The sequence below is a fragment of the Nitrosomonas sp. genome (assembly GCF_019752095.1).
Taxonomy (GTDB): Bacteria; Pseudomonadota; Gammaproteobacteria; order Burkholderiales; family Nitrosomonadaceae; genus Nitrosomonas.
The window spans coordinates 43497-65629 of record NZ_JAIEMO010000021.1 but is presented as its reverse complement, the minus strand read 5'-3'; the positions used below and the strand labels follow the sequence as shown (position 1 = coordinate 65629).

Annotated in this window: 21 protein-coding genes; 17 read left to right on the top strand and 4 right to left on the bottom strand. The window is 43.4% G+C overall.

What is annotated here, in order from left to right; translation table 11 throughout:
- Positions 1-3 precede the first annotated feature (3 nt).
- The 7 genes from nuoK (at position 4) to xerD (ending at position 9112) form a co-directional block, all read left to right on the top strand.
- On the top strand, positions 4-309 hold the full coding sequence (nuoK, locus tag K2Q13_RS07230; RefSeq protein ID WP_292920385.1) for an NADH-quinone oxidoreductase subunit NuoK: 306 nt from the start codon (positions 4-6) through the stop codon (positions 307-309).
- 48 nt (positions 310-357) lie between these two features.
- The gene (nuoL, locus tag K2Q13_RS07225) at positions 358-2298 is read left to right on the top strand and encodes an NADH-quinone oxidoreductase subunit L (protein ID WP_292920384.1); all 1941 of its coding nucleotides are present in this window, start codon (positions 358-360) and stop codon (positions 2296-2298) included.
- A 100-nt stretch (positions 2299-2398) separates the two neighbouring features.
- Positions 2399-3883, top strand: a complete 1485-nt coding sequence (locus K2Q13_RS07220; RefSeq protein ID WP_292920383.1) for an NADH-quinone oxidoreductase subunit M — start codon at positions 2399-2401, stop codon at positions 3881-3883.
- 49 nt (positions 3884-3932) lie between these two features.
- Positions 3933-5378 carry an NADH-quinone oxidoreductase subunit NuoN gene (gene nuoN, locus K2Q13_RS07215; protein WP_292920382.1) on the top strand — a complete coding sequence of 482 codons (1446 nt, stop codon included), beginning with the start codon at positions 3933-3935 and terminating at the stop codon, positions 5376-5378.
- 261 nt (positions 5379-5639) lie between these two features.
- Positions 5640-7550 carry a molecular chaperone HtpG gene (gene htpG, locus K2Q13_RS07210; RefSeq protein ID WP_292920381.1) on the top strand — a complete coding sequence of 637 codons (1911 nt, stop codon included), beginning with the start codon at positions 5640-5642 and terminating at the stop codon, positions 7548-7550.
- A 160-nt stretch (positions 7551-7710) separates the two neighbouring features.
- On the top strand, positions 7711-8214 hold the full coding sequence (locus tag K2Q13_RS07205) for a methylated-DNA--[protein]-cysteine S-methyltransferase (RefSeq protein ID WP_292920380.1): 504 nt from the start codon (positions 7711-7713) through the stop codon (positions 8212-8214).
- Positions 8201-9112 carry a site-specific tyrosine recombinase XerD gene (gene xerD / locus K2Q13_RS07200; RefSeq protein WP_292920379.1) on the top strand — a complete coding sequence of 304 codons (912 nt, stop codon included), beginning with the start codon at positions 8201-8203 and terminating at the stop codon, positions 9110-9112. The genes K2Q13_RS07205 and xerD overlap by 14 nt, the downstream gene beginning before the upstream one ends.
- 15 nt (positions 9113-9127) lie before the next feature.
- Here xerD and K2Q13_RS07195 read toward each other — a convergent pair whose 3' ends face one another.
- Positions 9128-9601: a disulfide bond formation protein B gene (locus K2Q13_RS07195; protein WP_292920378.1), complete on the bottom strand. Its 474-nt coding sequence runs from the start codon at positions 9599-9601 to the stop codon at positions 9128-9130.
- Between the two features lie 212 nt (positions 9602-9813).
- Between K2Q13_RS07195 and K2Q13_RS07190 the strand changes: the two genes are divergently transcribed.
- Entirely contained in the window at positions 9814-10158 is a 345-nt protein-coding gene (locus K2Q13_RS07190; protein WP_292920377.1) for a hypothetical protein, read from the top strand.
- 175 nt (positions 10159-10333) lie between these two features.
- Here K2Q13_RS07190 and K2Q13_RS07185 read toward each other — a convergent pair whose 3' ends face one another.
- On the bottom strand, positions 10334-10708 hold the full coding sequence (locus K2Q13_RS07185; RefSeq protein WP_292920376.1) for a DUF423 domain-containing protein: 375 nt from the start codon (positions 10706-10708) through the stop codon (positions 10334-10336).
- Positions 10709-10753: 45 nt separating this feature from the next.
- Positions 10754-12112, bottom strand: a complete 1359-nt coding sequence (xseA, locus tag K2Q13_RS07180) for an exodeoxyribonuclease VII large subunit (protein WP_292920375.1) — start codon at positions 12110-12112, stop codon at positions 10754-10756.
- 398 nt (positions 12113-12510) lie between these two features.
- Here xseA and rpmH point away from each other — a divergent pair, with 398 nt between their 5' ends.
- From rpmH to K2Q13_RS07135, 9 genes are all read left to right on the top strand, one after another.
- Entirely contained in the window at positions 12511-12645 is a 135-nt protein-coding gene (rpmH, locus tag K2Q13_RS07175) for a 50S ribosomal protein L34 (RefSeq protein WP_292920374.1), read from the top strand.
- A 51-nt stretch (positions 12646-12696) separates the two neighbouring features.
- Positions 12697-13041: a ribonuclease P protein component gene (gene rnpA / locus K2Q13_RS07170; protein WP_292920373.1), complete on the top strand. Its 345-nt coding sequence runs from the start codon at positions 12697-12699 to the stop codon at positions 13039-13041.
- A gap of 348 nt (positions 13042-13389) precedes the next feature.
- Positions 13390-15327 (top strand): membrane protein insertase YidC, encoded by a 1938-nt coding sequence (gene yidC, locus K2Q13_RS07165; protein WP_292920372.1) that lies wholly within the window; start codon positions 13390-13392, stop codon positions 15325-15327.
- Positions 15328-15397: 70 nt separating this feature from the next.
- Positions 15398-16753, top strand: a complete 1356-nt coding sequence (gene mnmE / locus K2Q13_RS07160; protein ID WP_292920403.1) for a tRNA uridine-5-carboxymethylaminomethyl(34) synthesis GTPase MnmE — start codon at positions 15398-15400, stop codon at positions 16751-16753.
- Positions 16754-16851: 98 nt separating this feature from the next.
- Complete coding sequence (locus K2Q13_RS07155) at positions 16852-17130, top strand: hypothetical protein (RefSeq protein ID WP_292920371.1); 279 nt, start codon at positions 16852-16854, stop codon at positions 17128-17130.
- Complete coding sequence (locus K2Q13_RS07150) at positions 17070-18056, top strand: DEAD/DEAH box helicase family protein (RefSeq protein ID WP_292920370.1); 987 nt, start codon at positions 17070-17072, stop codon at positions 18054-18056. The genes K2Q13_RS07155 and K2Q13_RS07150 overlap by 61 nt, the downstream gene beginning before the upstream one ends.
- 123 nt (positions 18057-18179) lie before the next feature.
- The gene (locus K2Q13_RS07145; protein WP_292920369.1) at positions 18180-19634 is read left to right on the top strand and encodes a type I restriction-modification enzyme R subunit C-terminal domain-containing protein; all 1455 of its coding nucleotides are present in this window, start codon (positions 18180-18182) and stop codon (positions 19632-19634) included.
- Complete coding sequence (locus tag K2Q13_RS07140; RefSeq protein WP_292920368.1) at positions 19634-21199, top strand: restriction endonuclease subunit S; 1566 nt, start codon at positions 19634-19636, stop codon at positions 21197-21199. Before K2Q13_RS07145 ends, K2Q13_RS07140 begins: the two co-directional genes overlap by 1 nt.
- Positions 21200-21593: 394 nt before the next feature.
- Complete coding sequence (locus K2Q13_RS07135; RefSeq protein WP_292920367.1) at positions 21594-21884, top strand: GIY-YIG nuclease family protein; 291 nt, start codon at positions 21594-21596, stop codon at positions 21882-21884.
- 74 nt (positions 21885-21958) lie between these two features.
- Here the strand turns inward: K2Q13_RS07135 and K2Q13_RS07130 are convergent, their stop codons facing one another.
- Positions 21959-22129 carry a hypothetical protein gene (locus K2Q13_RS07130; RefSeq protein ID WP_292920366.1) on the bottom strand — a complete coding sequence of 57 codons (171 nt, stop codon included), beginning with the start codon at positions 22127-22129 and terminating at the stop codon, positions 21959-21961.
- Positions 22130-22133: the final 4 nt, after the last annotated feature.

Here is a 22133-nt window from a genome sequence, read left to right as displayed (position 1 = left end):
CTCTTGATTTCATTATCTCATTACCTTGTTCTAGGCGCGATATTGTTTGCAATAGGGCTGGTCGGTATTTTTCTGAATCGAAAAAATGTCATTATCATACTAATGTCAATCGAATTGATGTTGCTAGCGGTTAATATGAACTTTGTTGCTTTTTCGCACTACTTGCAAGATATCTCAGGGCAAATTTTTGTGTTCTTTATTTTGACAGTTGCAGCAGCTGAATCGGCTATTGGGTTAGCAATAATCGTAGTGCTATTTCGCAATATGCATACAATCAATGTTGATGATTTAGACAAGCTTAAAGGTTAGTTAAAGAACATCATAAGTATTTATAATTAATAAGAATTATTAATCAAGATGCAGAAACTTTATTTATTGGTTCCGTTGGCTCCGCTAGTTGGATCACTTATCGCGGGATTATTGGGGCGCTTTATTGGGCCTATCTGGAGTCATCGTGTCACAATAGCATTAGTATTCATTTCGTTGATTGCATCTATTGTTATTTTTTTGGATGTATTAGAAGGTAATAGTTATAACGGCAGCGTTTATACATGGTTAATAACAGGTGAAACTCGATTCGAGATCGGTTTTCTAATTGACCAATTATCAGCAACCATGATGGTTGTTGTTAGCTTAGTTTCACTTATGGTGCATATCTATACCATCGGTTATATGCACGGTGATCCAGGTTATCAGCGTTTTTTCAGCTACATCTCGTTGTTTACCTTCTCGATGATGATGTTGGTGATGTCAAATAACTTCTTGCAATTATTTTTTGGCTGGGAGGCTGTTGGACTTGTCTCGTACTTGTTAATCGGGTTTTGGTATACACGTCCTACCGCTATTTATGCCAATATGAAGGCATTTTTAGTAAATCGTGTTGGAGATTTTGGTTTTCTCTTGGGCATTGGTATGATATTGGCTTATTTTGGTACGCTTGATTATGTATCTGTTTTTTCACAAGCTCCAGGTATCGTCGATGAAAAGATTGAATTGGTATCTGGTATATCCTGGCTTGTGATCACGGTGATTTGTATATTGTTGTTTATCGGCGCAATGGGCAAGTCAGCGCAATTTCCTTTACATGTATGGTTGCCTGATTCCATGGAAGGGCCAACGCCCATATCGGCACTGATTCATGCCGCTACAATGGTAACCGCAGGCATATTCATGGTGGCGCGTATGTCGCCACTTTTTGAGTTATCAGAAACAGCTTTATCAGTTATTTTGGTGATTGGCGGAATTACCACATTGTTCATGGCACTTGTTGCCATGGTTCAAAATGATATTAAACGAGTTGTTGCTTATTCTACGCTATCTCAACTAGGGTACATGACAGTAGCCTTGGGCGCATCAGCCTATTCTGCGGCAATTTTCCACTTGATGACACATGCATTTTTTAAGGCCGTTTTATTCCTAGGCGCAGGTTCTGTCATTATTGCCATGCATCATGAGCAAAATATGCAAAAAATGGGTGGACTTAAAAGTTATATGCCAATTACTTATTGGACAATGTTTATTGCTGCATTAGCCAGTGCGGGTGTTCCCGGTTTTTCCGGTTTTTTCTCTAAAGATGCAATTATTGAGGCAGTCAACTTCGCTAATATTCCAGGTGTTGGTTTTGCTTATTTCTGTGTTTTGATTACGGTATTTGTAACAGCCTTTTATACTTTTCGGCTAATCTTCATGACGTTTCATGGGCAGCCTCGGATGGATCATCATACCAAAGAACATTTACATGAATCACCATGGGTTGTGACTGTACCACTGGTGATATTAGCTATCCCAACCGTAGCGGCCGGATGGTTTATCGGTCCAATGGTTTTTGGTGATTATTTCAGCGGCGCGATTCACGTACTGCCTCACCATGATGCGATTGAGAAATTAGGTGCAGAATTTTCCGGGATTGGTGGGATGATGATGCATGCCTTGTATACTGCGCCATTTTGGCTTTCGGTGACAGGTATTTTCGTCGCTTGGTATTTATATTGTGTAAGAACAGATATTCCTGAAAAAATAAAAGCAAACTTTGGTTCAGTGTATAACCTGCTTGATCGCAAATATTACATTGATGAATTATATTCATGGTTATTTGCTGGCGGAACACGTGCTTTAGGTACGATATTTTGGAAATATGGCGATATCAAAATTATTGATGGATTCTTTGTCAATGGAACGGCACGAGTAGTTGCACTAACTTCTGCAATCGTCCGTCGTTATCAAACAGGTTATATTTACCATTACGCGTTTACAATGATTGTTGGCATATTTTTAATATTGACACTATGGCTTTATTAGATTGCATGTAAAAATAATGAAATATGCTGTTGTTTGTAGATATCAATAAATAAAATACTGAAAAGTAAGAAGCACTACTAACAAATAAAACGGAATAAGCATGTCGTTTGAATTCCCACTATTAAGTTTAATCATTTGGCTTCCCATTCTGTTTGGTGTAGCTGTTTTTGCAACTGGAGATGATCGCAATGCACAGCTCGCACGCTGGATTGCTTTAATTGGTTCGTTTTTAGGGTTTTTAGTAGCAATTCCGCTGTATACCAATTTTGATTCTGCAACAGGAGCCATGCAGTTTTTGGAGAATCATATATGGTTTGAGCGTTTTAATGTTAATTATCATATCGGCGTAGATGGAATTTCTATGCCATTAATCTTGTTGAATTGTTTTATTACGCCATTGGTAGTGGTGGCAGGATGGGAGGTGATAAAAGAACGAGTATCCCAATATATGGGAGCATTCTTGGTTATGTCCGGAATCGTTAATGGTGTTTTTTCTTCGTTGGATGCGATTTTATTTTATGTGTTCTGGGAAGCATCGTTAATACCGATGTTTTTAATCATAGGTATTTGGGGTGGTCCTAATCGCGTTTATGCAGCAATCAAATTTTTTCTTTATACACTGCTTGGCTCCTTATTGATGTTAATTGCTTTTATTTATTTGTACCACGCATCCGAAGGAAGTTTCTCAATAGAGGATTATCACAAGCTAGCAATCCCTATGACACCACAGATTTTAATATTTATCGCATTTCTTCTGGCATTTGCGGTTAAAGTACCTATGTGGCCAGTGCATACCTGGTTACCTGATGCACACGTTGAAGCGCCAACGGGAGGTTCAGTTGTACTGGCAGCAATTCTGCTTAAACTGGGTGGTTATGGCTTCTTGCGCTTTACATTGCCAATCGCCCCGGATGCAAGTCATTACTTAGCAGAAATGATGATTGTATTGTCGTTGATTGCTGTTGTTTACATAGGGTTGATTGCACTAATGCAAGCCGATATGAAGAAACTGATTGCCTATTCATCGGTAGCTCATATGGGGTTTGTAACATTAGGCTTTTTCTTGTTGAATGCTTATGGTATCGAAGGTGCAATGGTACAAATGATTTCGCATGGTTTCATTTCTGGTGCCATGTTTCTTTGTGTCGGTGTGCTATACGATCGATTGCATTCCCGTCAGATTGCTGATTATGGAGGCGTGGTAAATAAGATGCCCGTTTTTTCTGCTTTTTTCATGCTATTTGCGATGGCGAATGCCGGTTTGCCAGGGACGAGTGGCTTCGTGGGTGAGTTCATGGTGATCATGGGTGCAATTAAAGTGAATTTTTGGTATGCATTTCTTGCGGCAACTACATTGATATTTGGCGCTGCTTATACTTTGTGGATGTATAAGCGCGTTATTTTTGGTGCAGTGGCAAGTCCTGCGGTTGAGAGTTTGCAGGACATATCCAAACGAGAGTTCGGTTTGTTGGCAATTTTGGCAATTTCTGTTTTGTGGATTGGTATTTACCCTTTCCCATTAACTGAAGTGATGCATGCAACAGTTGATCAACTTCTAAATCATGTTAGTAATAGTAAGTTGTAATATAGAAATCTAAAACAGTGATCGTTCCTGCTATAAGGATAATGAGTTAATGAATTTTATTCCACCTGATCTTGCGCCAGCCTCGTCCGAGATTTTTATGCTTATCATGGTGTGCGTGGTAATGCTTGCAGATCTTGCCGCTGGCGAGAGTAGGCGCCATGTTGCTTATTTGTTGACGCAAATTACGCTATTAGGTTGTGCAATCCTTACCTTTATATCCTTTTCCACTGAATCGACACTAACTTTTCATGGTATGTTTGTCGATGATTCCATGGCCGATATTCTGAAATTGATGGTTTATGGCACGGTATCTGCTGTTCTCGTATATTCGCATTCCTATATAAGCGATCGTGGAATGTTGAAAGGAGAATTTTTTAGTTTGATACTATTTGCAACTCTAGGCATGATGGTCATGATTTCAGCCAGCCATTTCATGACGCTATATATCGGCTTAGAATTGCTTTCATTGTCACTTTATGCATTAGTAGCACTAAGACGCGATTCCTTGATGGCAACAGAAGCGGCCATGAAGTTCTTTGTATTGGGCGCTTTGGCATCAGGTTTTTTGCTATATGGTATGTCAATGGTTTACGGAGCGACAGGAACGCTCCATGTATCTCAGGTTGCACAAATTATTCAAAGTGGAGCAAGTAGTAAAGAAGTGCTCGTTGTTGGTTTGGTTTTTATTGTGGCGGGTATTGCTTTTAAGCTCAGTGCAGCACCATTTCATATGTGGGCGCCGGATGTTTATCAAGGCGCGCCGACTGCTGTAACACTATTTATCGGTTCTGCACCAAAATTGGCGGCATTTGGTTTCGTAATGCGATTATTAGTTGAAGGAATGGGCGAAATGGTTACTGACTGGCAGGGAATGTTAGTAATTCTGGCGGTTTTATCTATGGCAGTGGGTAATATTGCTGCAATAGCACAAACGAATATTAAGAGAATGCTAGCCTACTCAACTATTTCACATATGGGATTCTTGTTGCTGGGATTTATTAGCGCAGATACAAATGGTTATAGTTCGGCTTTGTTTTATGTCATCGCTTATGTATTGATGACTCTCGGAATTTTTGCCATGATCATGCTTTTGTGTCGAAGTGGATTTGAAGCTGAAAATATCGATGACTTTAAGGGGCTCAACAAAAGAAATTCGTGGTATGCATTCATTACACTGTTATTGATGCTTTCACTAACAGGTATTCCACCAATGATCGGGTTCTATGCAAAATTTGCTGTATTGCAAGCGGTTGTCAATGCTGGCTACGTTTGGCTAGCTGTAGTGGCAGTACTGTTTTCATTGATTGGTGCTTTTTATTATCTACGTATTATCAAATTGATGTATTTTGATGATCCAGAAACTGCTGAGCCTCTTGTTTCTAATAGTGATGTTAGAATTTTATTGAGCGCAAATGGTTTTGCAGTTTTGGCATTAGGCATATTCCCTCAAGCACTCATGGGATTAAGTCTTTATGCAATCCAAAATTCTATGTAGTTAGCGAATCAGGGTGTTCTATCAAGTATCAAGAACTCCCTGCTGTGACGTGACCGCATTCCGCCAAAGACCCAAGTAAATTTATTATCTTGTCGACTAGTTTGTTGCTTGAGGTATTTTAACGATACTTCTTTGATTGGCGATTTCTGTAATAGAATTTATCTAGATAACATCATAAATATATAATCAACCGATTTACCAATCAACTTGAATTCTTCAGTTTGAATCCTATATTTACGCAAAACATTTAAGGAGATAATCATGCAAGCTGCAACAACCAAAGAACAATTAAATTTTCAGGCGGAAGCAAAGCAACTACTAAAGTTAATGATTCATTCCTTATATAGTAATAAGGAAATATTTTTGCGTGAACTGATTTCAAATGCTTCTGATGCAGCAGACAAATTACGTTTTGAAGGTCTCACTGATGCTGCGCTTTATGAATCCGATTCGGATCTCAGAATTTGCGTTAGTTATGATGTCAATGAACGGACAATTTCCGTTTCCGACAACGGTATCGGTATGTCTCGCCAAGAAGTTATTGATCATATAGGAACTATTGCAAAATCAGGTACACGTGAATTTTTTAATTCATTAACCGGTGATCAAGTTAAGGATGCACATTTGATAGGTCAATTTGGTGTAGGGTTTTATTCAGCTTTTATTATTGCTGACAAAGTGACATTGATTACCAGGCGCGCCGGATTGACTGTTGAACATGGTGTGAGGTGGGAGTCTAGCGGTGAGGGTGATTATACATTGGAAACCGTTGAGAAGTCCGAGCGAGGAACCGAAATAATACTGCACTTGCGTAAGGAAGAAGATGAGTTTGTTAACGGGATACGGATCCGTAATATTATCCGGAAATACTCGGATCACATTACCCTGCCTATTGTGATGAAAAAAGAAGAGTGGTCGCAAGAAGAGAATAAAAACAAAATTACTGACGAAGATGAAACCATTAATCAAGCGAATGCTTTATGGACTCGCTCTAAGAACGAAATTACTGCAGAACAATATGATGAATTTTATAAACATGTCGCGCATGATTTCGAGCCCCCGCTTGCATATGTGCATGCACGGGTAGAAGGTAAGCAAGATTATACACAATTACTTTATATTCCAGCACGAGCGCCATTTGACTTATTTGATCGCGAGCGCCGCCATGGGATTAAATTGTATGTGCAACGGGTTTTCATTATGGATGATGTAGAGAAGTTGTTGCCTAACTATTTGCGTTTTGTAAGAGGCGTAATCGATTCAAATAATTTACCACTCAATGTGTCTCGAGAAATCTTGCAGGAATCTAAGGATATTGACTCGATTAGGGCAGGGGTGGTTAAAAAGATTCTAGGACTAATTGAGGACTTATCAAAGCACGAAGATGACGAAGGTAAAGAAAAGTACAAAACTTTCTATCGAGAATTTGGACAGGTTCTAAAGGAAGGTGTGGGCGAGGATTTTGCTAATCGTGAACGAATTGCCAAATTGTTGCGCCTTGTCACGACAAATAGTGACTCCGATGAACCAATGGTTTCTTTGGAAACTTATTTGCAGCGTATGAAAGAAGGTCAAGAGAAAATTTATTATGTGACTGCAGATAGTCTTAAGGCTGCTAAGAATAGTCCTCATCTTGAAGTTTTTCGCAAGAAAGGCATAGAAGTGCTCTTGCTAGCAGATCGTGTTGATGAGTGGCTTGTAAGTAACTTGACAGAATTTGAGGGAAAACCCCTCCAATCAGTAGCAAAAGGCGGATTAGACCTAGGGAATTTAGAAGATGAGGCAGAGAAAGAAGAACGAGAAAAAGAAACCAATGCCTTCCAAGAATTGACTGAAAAAATGAAAGCAACGTTAAATGAGCAAGTAAAAGATGTGCGGATTACGTTTCGCTTGACTGAATCTCCTGCTTGTCTGGTGGCAGATACTTACGATATGAGTGGTAATTTGGAGAGATTATTGAAGTCAGCGGGGCAGAAAATACAACATACCAAACCCATACTAGAAATCAATCCACATCATCCAATGGTGCAGCGACTAAATAATGAAGTGGAAAACTTTGAAGACTGGAGCCACATATTGTTTGATCAGGCTTTATTGGCTGAAGGTGGGCAGCTCGAGGATCCAGCTGCGTTTGTCAAAAGGCTCAATGAATTGTTACTGTTAAAATCTTAAGTATTGCAAATATCGTATGGCTTATAAACTTCCATTATGAATCATGTGGATATTGTAAGATCGAGGCTGCAATATGAAACTTCTAGTTATATCGAATGTCCATTTTTCGTGCAGGTAAAACATGTTGTCATAAATTCTGTAAGTAATAATCAAGCAAACAATGGTGAGATCGAAAAATAATCGGGCAATTGATTCAGTCAAAACTTACCAGGCGAAGTTACTTGCGCCATTCGCTGTTTTAGGTATTAGAACAGAAGAAGACTGGCTTACTGATATTGATTATTTGCCAGTTGATGCACCAACTCTGGCACCACAAACTGTGTTGGCAAAAGAAGTGTGCGGGCAATTACTCGCTTACCTGGCCAAGCCAAACTTTACGTTTGATTTGTGCTTGCATATTAGTGGTACGACGCATCAGCAGCGTGTTTGGCATGCTATCCAAGCTATTCCGTGTGGAGAAACCAATAGCTATGCAGAAATAGCAATGCGGCTGCATTCAGCACCAAGAGCGGTGGGTCGAGCATGTGGCGCCAATCGGATTCCGATTGTCATACCTTGTCACCGGGTTATTTCCAAAAGTGGTGGATTAGGAGGTTTTATGAACGCGAGCGAAGGAAATCCTTTAGAGATTAAGCGTTGGCTGTTGCGGCATGAGAGTGCCTGAATTAAATGCCGGACTGCTGGATGAGTTTTCTGATGCTTTGTGGCTCGAGGACGGGCTGTCGCGCAATACGCTGGATAGTTATCGTAATGATTTGCAACTTTTCAGTGCATGGTTGAACCAACGTAATCCAAGTAATAGCATGTTAACCGAGGCGACAAATTCTGATTTGTTGGAATTTCTCGCATCTAGAGTTTCAGCTAAGATGAAAGCCAGCACTACGAGTCGGGAGTTATCGAGTTTAAAGCGTTTTTATCGTTTTTTACTGCGTCAAGGAAAAATTTCAACCGATCCTAGCCTTAATATAGAAACACCTAAACTGCAGCGTCACCTACCAGAAAGTCTCTCAGAAAAAGAAGTTGAGCAGTTGCTATGTGCACCTGATCTTATGCAGCCATTAGGTTTGCGTGACCGTGCCATGCTTGAAGTTTTATATGCCAGTGGATTAAGAGTCTCAGAATTGATCAATCTTAAGTATTCGCAAGTCGGCATGGATATGGGGGTATTGCGAGTCATGGGTAAGGGCAGAAAGGAGCGACTTGCGCCGCTTGGAGAAGAATCACTTGAATGGTTGGATCGTTACACCAAAGATGCGAGGCCTTTGCTGTTAAATGGTATCGTTACGGATACTATATTTGTGACAACACGTGGTGCCGCTATGACACGCCAAGCTTTCTGGTATCTTATCAAACGGTATGCTCAATTTGTGGGTATTGCCAAGCAGCTATCGCCACACACGTTACGTCATGCATTTGCCACTCATTTATTAAATCACGGTGCCGATTTGCGTGTTGTGCAGCTGCTATTGGGGCATGCGGATATATCGACCACACAAATTTACACGCATATCGCACGCGAACGCCTGAAGAAGCTTCACGCCAAGCATCATCCACGCGGATGATTTGAAGTTTTTTGATTATCTCCTGGTGAATAGAGGGTAAAGCGCCAAGATCCCAAGACCAGCAAACGCAGCAAATGACCAGTCTGGAATCGTCAACGATAGAAATGTCCAATCGACATTAGCGCAATCACCATTAGCTTCAAACATTCCAGGCCACCAATCGGCAATGGGTAAGGAGTTCAGAAAGGCTTCTTCAGGACTGATGCCACATTCAAACGATTCCGGATATCGAATTAACCAGGCATGCCGTGCTGCAATGACCGTTCCCGTGAGCGCAAACATAACCATTAATAAGCCATAAAGGCGAAGTCCAAGAGGTTTGGGGTTATGAAGAAGCGCGATAAATGCTGTTAATCCTAATAGCCAATACGCCAGACGTTGTGCAACACAAAGCGGACAAGGTAATAGCCCTTCTACGTGCTGAAGATATTGTGCGTATCCCAAAAAACTGACGCAAGCTAGTGAGATGAATAGAAATAATAATCTCATTTTATTATTACCTGAATCTAATTAATGGCATAGTTAATCCATAAATCATTTGTGGGAATCATATAATTTGCTATGATGTACATAAGAGAAAAAATACTAGTTTGAAGCAGATTCCCAGGGTGATAATCGGTTAAGTTAGAGGCATATTCGGCTGATTGGATATTTGTAGTGATAGTAGAATTTTTTTATACATCAGTTTAAGGAGACTCAGTATGCAAGCAAGGTTAAATTTCGTAGTTATAATTATTCTCACTTTCCTGGTTTCAAGTGTATCTTTGGCCGGAGAATCAACAAATACAGGCGAAGCTGAAGCGAGTGTCGGAACCAGTCTTTATCATATCAAATTAGCTGAGCATTACGAAAAAGAATCTAAGGAAATGTATGCAAAAGCAGAAGCAGAAAGAAAGATGCTGAAGGAGTACGAAGATCATAGTGAATACTATGGTCGGGCAGGACAGGAATATCATTCACACCATGAAGCTCTATTAAGAGAATTTACTAGTGCAGCGGAAAGGAATGCGCAAATGGCTGCTGTCCACAGAAGGATGGCAAAATGAATCGATAGGTTGTGGTTGTCGGGTGGTTTTTTTAAATGGTTATTTGAGTGAATTTAAATGTTATTGCGGGATTCCAAGAATTCATAATTCTTAAATGCTTGTGGAAGTGTTGAAGTGTTTTTGGAATCCCAGCGTATTTTTATTGTAAACATTAATGTTAATATGATCCCGTCAATTACCTTTCTTTCCAGATTGCATAAGCGACTAAAGCCCATGCCGTGAGGAATGAAACGCCACCAAAAGGTGTGATCATAGCGAGCCCGCGCATACCGGTTAGGCTGAGTACATAAAGACTGAAACTAAACAGAACAATGCCAACCATCATTAACCAACCGGATATCGGCATCAAGCGGGATTTGGGGAAGTGCAGCAGAAGCAGACCAATGACGATGATTCCAAAGGCGTGATAAAAATGGTATTGCACACCAGTGTGATACACTGAAAGCATATCGGCTGATAATATTCTTTTCAATCCATGGGCACCAAAGGCGCCTAATGCGATGCATAACAGTGTATTTAATGAACCTAGTATCAGAAAAGTTTTTGACATTTGGCAGTTTTGTCCTTGTTGAATATAGAGGAATGAATGATCGTTTTATTCGTGTTGGTCAGGATCTCTGGTTGTGCTGACATTCGCTTCACACATTCCGTGCGCAAATTTTACCTGAATTCTATCTCCTGAATGAATTTGTTTGCTGTCACGAATGATGACACCATCCTTAGCATGTGTAATGCTATAACCCCGCTCCAATACCGCTTGCGGGTTTAGGTGTGATAATTGCATCTGTAAATTCTTTAGCCTGGCGGACAATGTTTCGAAGTAGCGGGAATAGGCATTGCCTAAGCGTGAAACCAATTCATTTTGTTGTTCCTGCAGTCGGGCAATACGCGGACTTGATGCTATTAGTCGTTGATTGAGATCGAGTAATTTCCACTGCTTCTTTTCCAGCTGATGTGCCCATGTGGTAATGAGCTGGTCTTGCAAATGTTGCTGATGAATGACTTGTTGCTTGATTTTGTCGCCAGGATAAATTAATCGATGTGACAGAGTGTCCATTTGTTGCATAGCGCGTTCAATACGATGCAAAGTGGTACGGTGCATATGTTGATGCAGTGTATTCAATCGATGACTTAATTCTATTCTGTCTTTGCTAACTAGTTCCGCAGCTGCAGTAGGTGTAGGTGCGCGCATATCTGCAACAAAATCTGCAATGGTAAAGTCTGTCTCATGGCCGATACCGCTGACAATAGGTATTGAACTGGTGCTAATCGCAAGCGCTACGACTTCTTCGTTAAATGCCCATAGGTCTTCAATGCTGCCGCCGCCACGGCAGAGTATCAATATATCGGATTCTGCCCGTCGGCATGCTAATTTGATGGTGTCAGCGATGCTATTGGCGGCTGTTTTTCCTTGTACCAGGGTAGGGTAGACAATGACTGGCAAGAATGGCATGCGCCGTCGCAATGTCGACAGAATGTCTCGTAGTGCTGCAGTATCTAGTGAGGTGATGATGCCGACTTGTTTAGGAAAGGCAGGCAATGGTTTCTTCTGCGCAGGGCTAAATAGTCCAGCTTGTTGCAGTTTGGTTTTAAGCTTTTCAAACATTTCGAATAACTCACCTAACCCTGCGTGTCGCATAATCTCAACATTGAGCTGAAAATCGCCACGCGGCTCATACAGGGTGACCAATGCAAGCACTTCTACTTGCATGCCATCTTTAGGTTGCCAATCGATAAACTGATTCTTATGACCGAATAACACACAACGGACTTGCGCTTGATTATCTTTGAGAGAAAAATACCAATGACCCGATTGGTAGCGCTTTAAATTGGAGATTTCACCTTTAATCCACATTAATGGGATGTTTTGTTCCAGCAACTGTTTGGTATTGTTGTTTAGCTCACTGACGGTCAGTACTTTGTGCGCGAGGTTGGTTATGGGAAACAGACTCATGTATGATTGGTTGAATCTGTATATGTGAGTATTATCCAATGCTCGGAAATGAGTATCAAAGCGGACTGAGGGATTTTGGTATTCAAACTTGGTTCCGTTTGTTCGAGTTAAAAATAATTTATTTGTATTCTATCATTGCATCATCAGGCAGATTGTTTGAATGTATCGGCGATGGTTTGAATTAACGCATCATAAATTGCACCTTGATAAGGATTTGACACCCATTCTAAAAACTAACCAAATTAAAACTATTAACCTATTTTCTTATCTGTTGATCTTGCTCATCAAAAGGGTAAGATTGATTTATCTTTGAAAAGGATATTGACATTTGACCCCATAACAAGTTGTAATACGCGGTTCTATTGATAAGATAAAATAAATATTGAGAGGAGTGCCGAATGAAACGTACTTATCAACCTTCAGTAACTAAGAGAAAACGTACGCACGGATTTCGAGTGCGTATGAAAACACGTGCCGGTGCGGCGATAATCCGTGCTCGTCGTGCAAAAGGTCGAGCACGATTGAGTGTTTAAAAATATATTTGGGTTATATTCTTTATTTTTAGATTTGTTGAAATTCAGTCTTTGCCAAAGCACTGTAAGTTACAAAAAGCTTCAGAATTTGCTGCAATAATTAATTTTAAGTGTCAGATCAGTGGGGATTTAATTCAAATTTATGCGAAACCGAATGGTCTGGGTTATGCGCGTCTGGGATTGATAGTTTCAAAAAAATTTGAGCGCCGTGCAACTAGGCGTAACCGGATTAAGCGTATTTTGCGAGAAACATTTCGGAGAAAACGGGGTGGCGATAAGATAAAAGAAATGGATTGGTTGATACGACTGAGACGTCCTATGATCAAAGATGAGTCCAAAGGGTTGTCCGCCGAAATGAAATTAATAATGCTTGAACTACAGCAATGTCAGGATTAACTAGCATAAAGATTTTTACCGGCATTGCAAGAATTCTATTTTGGCACTTATATGCCGTTTAGCCCAATTTATTCACAATACGCATGCGGAGCATACGAGTATCTGGTTAATAACTTGGAGCGCGATTGACTATATGTTGCGTATCAAGTGCATTCCCTGGAGTATAGGTGTTATTACAAACCAGCTCGGTAATTTCACCCATAACCTCAAAACTAACTGATTATCCAAAATTCTTTGTAAAGCAACCGTGATGAAATTCGTCTATAACAAAATGTGTAATTGTACGGTTAACTATTGCGAGTAGTACGCGGATAGGTTTATCGAGAAAACCAACTTGATTGAAAAATAATGGAAACAAAAAAACTTCTACTGATCATCATTTTTTCCACCTCATTACTTTTTTTGTGGGATTCCTGGCAAAAAGAATTATACCCTTCCACCAGTTCGCAAGTAATGTCTGGAACAACCTCAGACCCGTCAAATCAACGCCATGATCCTCTTCCGGTTCCTGGAGATGAATTGGCTTCTTCAACTTCCGGATCGGCTACTGTTTCAGGGATCGAGGGTGTCAGTCCATCTGTAACGCCTAATCTTTTCACCATAGGCGAAAAGATTCAGGTGAGAACGGACATGATTATTGCTGAGATTGATACAGCTGGGGGCGATATCCGACAGCTGGGCTTACTCGAACACCCAGCCCGAGAGGACATCAGTAAGCCCTACGAGCTCTTATTGGATAAAACTGCGCGATTTCAAGTTGCACAATCCGGACTCATTGGTGATGGATTGCCTAATCACAAAACAAAATTTACCGTAGAGGACAATAAATATTCTTATCAGCTGGAATCTGGTCAGGAAAAGGTCGTGGTACGTCTTGTGGCACCCGAAGCGGATGGTGTACAAGTTACAAAAATCTATACCTTTCATCGTGGCAGCTACGTAATTGATGTTGAATTTGAGATTGCCAATCATAGCGAAACAACACTTATTCCATTTTCTTATTTTCAGATGTTGCGGGATCCTAATGAGCCTGTCGGAGCTGGCGCCTTGGTTCATTCTTATACCGGGGCCGCAATGTACACGGATGATGAGAAATTTCTGAAAATTAAATTTTCTGATTTGGATAAGAATAAAGCGGAATATCCAACCAATGCGGATAATGGTTGGATAGCCATGCTGGAACATTATTTCCTGACTGCCTGGTTGCCTGAACCCGGCACGCCCCGCGAATATTTTGCCAAACGGCTGGCTCCCAACCAATATACTGCCGGCGTTATTGCGCCTGTTGGTGCCGTTGAGCCGGACCAAGTTAGAAGTATTTCTATGCCTTTTTACGCTGGCCCACAAGAACAGAATAAGCTGGCTGAATTGGCTCCTGGGCTTGATTTGACAGTCGATTACGGATGGCTGACAGTTCTGGCCAAACCACTATTCTGGTTGCTTTCTTTTTATCATTCGTGGACAGATAACTGGGGTATCGCAATTATTCTCCTTACCTTGACTGTCAAGCTTATTTTCTTCCCATTATCTGCTGCAGGCTATCGCTCGATGGCTAAACTGCGCGTAGTTACACCTAAGCTGCAACGTATTCGTGAGCAATACGCGAGTGATAGGCAGCGCATGCATCAAGCCATGATGGAGTTTTATAAGGAAGAGAAAATTAATCCAATGGGCGGGTGTTTGCCAATATTGGTTCAGATTCCTGTTTTCATTGCATTGTTCTGGACATTATTGGCTGCCGTTGAGTTACGTTACGCACCCTTAGCTTTATGGATAACTGACATGTCAGTGCCCGATCCCTATTATGTACTGCCAGTAATTATGGGCGTATCAATGTGGATTCAATCAAAACTCAGCCCCACGCCCGCAGATCCGATGCAAGCAAAAATAATGAAGATTATGCCGATTGCGTTCAGCATTTTCTTCTTCTTTTTCCCGGCGGGTCTCGTGCTTTATTCGCTCTGCAACAATATTCTTTCCATAGCGCAACAATGGCAGATTACGCGCATGTATGAGAACAAAGCTGCGGAGGAGGAAGCTAATAAAGATAAAAATAAGAAGAAAATTAAGAATAGCCCCGAACCCGCTAAGGAAAGCCTTCAATTGGCGGCTCCTCTCGATAATGAAGAAGCGAACACTTCTGCTACCGGAGCAGAAGCAGGGGCGGCAGTGAGTTCAGAGAAAAATGAAAAAACACCGTTAAAGCAAGCGACTGCTTCTAATAAAAGTAAATCGCCTGCAAAACCAAAAAGCAGCCCAGTGGCTAAAAAAACAAGGAAGAAATAACAATGCCTGCCGGTTATCCATCAACATAGATGACCGGCATAGCAACCCATAAAGCACACGGAGTTCATACATAGTAAGCCCTGATATCATTGCAGCAATTGCAACTCCGCCCGGACGCGGTGGAATCGGCGTAATTCGCATTTCTGGCAAGAACTTAGCAAAACTTGCAGAAATAATTTTCGGTAAGCTTCCCAAGCCACGCTATGCCAGCCTCAACAAGTTTTTCGATACCAATGGACAAATCATCGACCAAGGTATTGTTCTTTATTTTCCAGGGCCTCATTCGTACACCGGTGAAGATGTGCTTGAGCTGCATGGACATGGCGGTCCGGCAATCCTGAATTTATTGCTCAAAAGTTGCCTGAGCGCTGGCGCTCGTTTAGCGCAACCGGGTGAATTTACACTACGCGCTTATCTCAATAATAAAATCGATTTAGTCCAGGCTGAAAGCGTCGCAGCGATCATCGAAGCCAGCACGCATGAAGCCGCTCTTTGTGCAGTCAATTCTTTGCAAGGTCATTTCTCCACCCGGATCGAATCATTGGTAAGCTTGTTGATCACACTTCGGATGCTCATCGAAGCCACTCTAGATTTCCCGGAAGACGAAATCGATAATTTGAAAACTTTGCAAATTCGCGCAAGACTGGATCATATTGTCACGCAAGTTGAGCAGACACTTTCCGCGGCACGGCAGGGCAACTTGCTACAGGAAGGCATTCAGATTGTGTTAGCGGGGGCGCCCAATGTAGGAAAATCCAGCTTACTGAATCAATTGGTCGAAGAAGAGGCCGCCATTGTCACGGAAATACCCGGAACCACTCGAGATACCATTCAACGAACCATCACCATTGCCGGGATGCCGATTCATATTGTGGATACCGCAGGCCTGAGAGAAACCGGCGATATTGTCGAGCAAAAAGGCATTGAGCGAACACTGGCTGCGATTAAACGCGCCAACCTGGTGCTCCGGTTGCTGGATAGCAGTCAACACCGGCACGATGCTCCTGATCCAATACAACAATATATTCCCGCTGACAAACCTCAAATCACCGTGTTCAACAAGATTGACCTACGCAATGAAAAGCCAAAAATGGAAGGTGAGGAGCACAATAGCATCATTCATCTTTCGGCCAAAACCGGCGCGGGCATCGAATTACTGCGCCAAAAAATTCTGGACATGGCAGGCTGGCAATTCAGTCATGCCGGCGAAGGGATATTCATGGCGAGACAGCGCCATCTGGAAGCGCTGACGCAAGCAAAAGCGCATCTGGCCAATGCGCAAGACTATACTGAAACGGAATACCAGTTGGAACTTCTTGCTGAAGAACTTAAACTGGCGCAATACGCATTATCAGCCATTACAGGTCAATTCACGGCTGACGATCTGCTGGGAGAAATTTTCTCGCATTTTTGCATTGGCAAATAGCTCCAATACTGAGGCGATACGTTACGTTTAGCTGAGTTTAATAAATGACTTAGAGCGGCGTGTTATGATTAAATGCTGTTTTGTCACTATGTTGTCATATGACGCTCAACCAGAATCCAGAACAAAAAGCCCGCGATAACATTGATGCGCTGCTCAATCAAGCGGGATGGGTGGTTCAATCTGCCAAGAATATCAACCTGAATGCCGGACTGGGGCAAGCAGTGCGCGAATACCAGACCAATGCTGGCCCAGCGGATTACGTGTTATTTATTGATAAAAAAGCCGTGGGCGTGATTGAAGCCAAGAAAGCAGATTTTTGGGGCATAAAATCACCGAGGTGGAGCAACAGACGGAAGGCTATGCCAGTGCCCGGCTGAAATGGATCAACAACACCAAGCCGCTTCCTTTCTTGTACGAAAGCACCGGCATCATCACACGTTTTACCGATGGGCGTGATCCCAAACCGCGTTCACGCGAGGTTTTTACTTTCCACCGTCCCGAAACCCTGAAGGAATGGATCGAACAAGGCACCAGTCTGCGGGAGCGCCTGCACCATATCCCGCTGCTCAATCCGGATCACTTGCCCGCCAAAACATTGAAACTGCGTGATTGCCAGGAAACCGCCATTACCCATTTGGAACAATCATTCAAGGCCGATCGTCCGCGCGCACTGATTCAGATGGCGACCGGAGCGGGAAAGACCTACACTGCGATCACCGCCATGTACCGCCTGCTGAAATTTGCTGATGCCAAGCGCATCCTGTTTTTGGTGGACACCAAGAACCTGGGCGAACAGGCCGAGCAGGAAATGATGTCGTATGTGCCACTCGACGATAACCGCAAATTCACCGAACTTTATACCGTGCAGCGTCTCAAGTCCGCTTTCGTGGCCACCGACAGCCAGGTCTGCATCAGCACCATCCAGCGGCTCTACTCCATCCTCAAGGATAAAGAACTCGACGAATCCATTGAGCAGACCAACCCGGCAGAATGGGCGCAGCCTAAGGAACCGATGCCGGTGGTGTACAACCAAGAAATCCCGCCGGAATTCTTTGATTTCATCTTCATCGATGAATGCCATCGTTCCATCTACAATCTGTGGCTGCAAGTGCTTGATTACTTCGATGCCAGCCTGATCGGCCTTACCGCCACGCCAGACAACCGCACCTATGGTTTTTTCAAGAAAAACGTGGTGAGCGATTACAGCCACGAAAAAGCCGTGGCCGATGGCGTCAACGTCGGCAATGAAATCTATCACATCGAAACCCAGGTCACCCAGCAAGGCGCTCAAATCCGCGCATAACAGCATGTCGAACGCCGGGAAAGGCTCACCCGCAAACGGCGTTGGGAGCAGCAGGACGAGGACGAAGCCTATTCTGCCATCCAGCTCGATCGCAGCATCGTTAACCCGGATCAGATCCGCACCGTGATCCGCACTTTCCGCGACAAGTGGCCCGAAATGTTTCCAGGGCGTCAGGAAGTGCCGAAAACACTGATCTTCGCCAAAACCGACAGTCACGCGGACGATATCATCCAGACCGTGCGCGAAGAATTTGGCGAGGGCAATGCCTTTTGCAAAAAGCTCACCTACAAAATCGCCGAGGACCCAAAATCGGTGCTGGCAGATTTTCGTAATGACTTTTACCCGCGCATTGCTGTCACCGTCGACATGATCGCCACCGGCACCGACGTAAAACCCTTGGAATGCCTGTTGTTCATGCGCGATGTCAAAAGCCGCAATTACTTCGAGCAAATGAAAGGCCGCGGCACACGCACGCTGGATAAGGACGACCTGAAAAAAGTCACCCCTTCCGCAGTCAGTGCCAAAACGCACTATGTCATTGTGGATGCCATCGGCGTCACAAAATCGCTCAAGACCGCCAGCCAACCGCTGATCACCAAGCCCAGCGTAGCGCTGAAAGATTTGGCGATGAGCGTGATGATGGGCGCTACCGACGAAGATATCGTCAGTTCGCTCGCCGCACGTTTGGCGCGGCTCAACAAGCAACTCGACCCCGACGACCAGCGGCGCATCCGGGATGCTGCCAATGGCCTGGAACTCACGCAACTGGTGGGCAAACTATTTGCCGCCATTGATGGCGACAACATCGAAGCCCGAGCCTTGCAACTCTCAGGGCAACCCATCGGCACCGATCCCGGCGACGCCAAGCGGGAACAGGCGCAACAGCAACTGGTGGGTGAAGCCGCCAGCATCCTGAACGGCGATCTGATCGAACTCATCGACAGCATCCGCCGCGACAAGGAACAAACCATCGACCACGACAACATCGACACACTCATTCGCGCCGAATGGGACAAAGACGCCGCCAGCAACGCGCAAGCCTTTGTGGATGAATTCGCCGAATACCTCAAAGCCAACTGTGACAATATCGAAGCACTGGCCATTTTCTTCGACCAGCCCTATCGAAGAAGGGAAGTCACCTATGAAATGATTCAGCAGGTCATGGATAAACTGAAGACCGACAAGCCCAAGCTTGCCCCCGCGCGCGTCTGGCACGCCTACGCCCAATTGGATGATTATAAAGGCCAGCCGATCACCGAGCTGACCGCATTGGTCGCCCTGATCCGCCGCGTGTGTGGCTTGGATGAAAAACTTACCAACTACGATGCTTTAGTGCGCCGTAACTTCCAGAACTGGATTATGCAACACCACTCTGGCAGTGGCGAGAAATTCAACGAGGAACAAATGGCGTGGCTGCGCATGATTCGCGATCACGTCGCAATATCCATTCATATGGATCGTGATGCGCTTGAGATGGCGCCGTTCGACAACAAAGGCGGGTTGGGGAAAATGTTTCAGTTGTTTGGAGCAAGAATGGAACCGTTGCTGGATGAATTGAATGAGGTGCTGGTGGGGTGATGAGTGAATTAGATCACATTGAAACTTGGGAACTTCCTAGCTCTTGGCGTTACGCAAAATTAGAAGATATAGGGTATGGAGAAAATGCGATTGTAGACGGACCTTTTGGATCAAACTTAAAAGTATCTGATTACGTTGATGACTCGATAAATGGTGTGCCTGTACTTACAACTAAAAATTTGGAAGGTGATTATTCAAAGGATAGAGTTCGTTATATATCCCAGAATAAATTTGAAGAATTAAAAAGAAGCCAAGTTTTGCCAGGAGATATTCTTGTAGCAAAAATAGGCTCAATTGGAAAAACTGGCATCTATCCGACAGGCATGAAGACAGCAATTATTCCCGCTAACTTGCTGAAGTTCACCTTAACAAATTCTGTAGAATTCAAATATGTCTTTTTTTATCTAAATTGCTTTGGTTTTCAACAATTCATAAAACTTATTTCTACTGCAACAGCGCAGCCTGCATTTAATGTCACCAAATTTAGAAAACTTCCGATACCAGTCCCTCCGAGAAACGAACAACACCGCATCGTAGCCAAAATCGAAGAACTGTTTTCCGAGCTGGATAAGGGCATCGAAAACCTGAAAACCGCTCAGGCACAGCTCAAGGTTTATCGCCAAGCGCTGCTGAAGCACGCTTTCGAAGGCAAACTCACTGCGCAGTGGCGCAAAGAAAATCAGGATAAGCTTGAACCTGCGGAAGTGCTGCTCAAACGCATCCAACAAGAACGCGAACAACGCTACCAGCAACAACTCGCCGACTGGGAAACCAACGGTAAACAAAGCAGCAAACCCAAAGCCCCAAAACCCCTGCCACCGCTCACCGCCGAAGAACTGGCGGAATTGTCTGAATTGCCGGAGGGGTGGGGGTGGGTGAGATTAGGTCAATTAACATGGTTAGTGAAAGATGGCCCCCATTTCAGTCCAAAATATTCAGAAAAAGGAATTCCTTTCATTTCTGGTGGAAATGTGCGGCCAGAAGGTGTGGATTTTAATAACACAAAATACATTTCCAGAGAATTACACGATGAATTAAGTAATCGTTGCAAACCAGAAATTGGTGATGTTTTATACACAAAGGGAGGAACAACAGGAATTGCCCGTGTGAATACGTATAATGTGGACTTCAATGTATGGGTGCATGTTGCTGTTTTGAAGTTAACTTCAGCTGTCAAGCCGTTTTACTTGCAACATGTTTTAAATTCTTCTTTCTGTTACTCACAATCGCAAAAATATACTCACGGAGTTGGAAATCAAGATTTAGGATTGACTCGTATGATTAATATTGTTTTGGCGATTTGTGCCAAAGATGAGCAAGAGAGAATAATTAATATCATTGATGACAAAATGTCGGTAATCGATCAAGTCGACCAAACCATCACAACCGCGTTACAACAAGCTGAAGTCCTGCGTCAGTCCATCCTGAAAAAAGCCTTCTCCGGCCAACTGGTGCCGCAAGACCCGAATGACGAGCCTGCATCGGAATTGTTGGAGCGTATTCAGGCGGAACGAGTGGACTCTCAGGATAATTGGGTTGCCCGTCGAAAGGGTAAGCGAAGCTAACGGGGATTTGCTTGCTTATCACGTCATTCCCGCGAAAGCGGGAATCCACATTTCCCTGAACACCTGGATTCCCGCTTTCGCGGGAATGACGGATGTGACGAGGGATGACGGATGTGACGAGGGATGACGGATGTGACGAGGGATGACGGATGTGACGAGGGATGACGGATGTGACGAGAGATGACGGATGTGACGAGAGATGACGGATGTGATAAGGAATGATGGATGTGACGAGGGATGATGGATGTGACGAAGGATATGTGGGGTGACAAATGTGATAAGGAATGGCGGATATGATAAGGGATGGCTCATGATGGGTAGGATAGTATTGGCGGGAGTCATGTCAATAATGCGAAGGATGGTCTGGATGTGAATGTGTGATTAGGATTGCATCATGGAAAAACAGCCTGCGGTTTATATTCTGGCGAGTGGGTACAACGGTACGTTGTACATTGGGGTAACCAGTCACTTGATTCAGCGGGTTTGGCAGCATAAGCAAGGTTTGGTTGAAGGATTTACCAAAAAATACAGTGTTCATTCTCTGGTTTATTATGAAATGCATGAAGAGATGCTGGCAGCAATTCAGCGCGAGAAGCAGCTTAAGAAATGGAATCGGCAATGGAAAATAGATTTGATCGAGAAAGTGAATCCAACGTGGAGAGATTTATGGCAGGAATTGGCGTGAACTACGACAACATTTTTTGTGTTTTTGCGATATTCGTGAAGCGCCTGTTCTCTTGCAATCGTGGAGCCGGGGTCCTATTTCTTGGCCGCATGGATTCCCGCCCCACGCCTTTGCGGGGGCTGGCACTGCGCGGGAATGACGTGAGTGAAAAGTGCCATGAGTGTGATAGCCGTGATGCAAGCCATGACCATTGTGGAAATGATATGCATCCAGCGAATGCTGGCAGTGGTTTTATGCGCAAGCATTGCG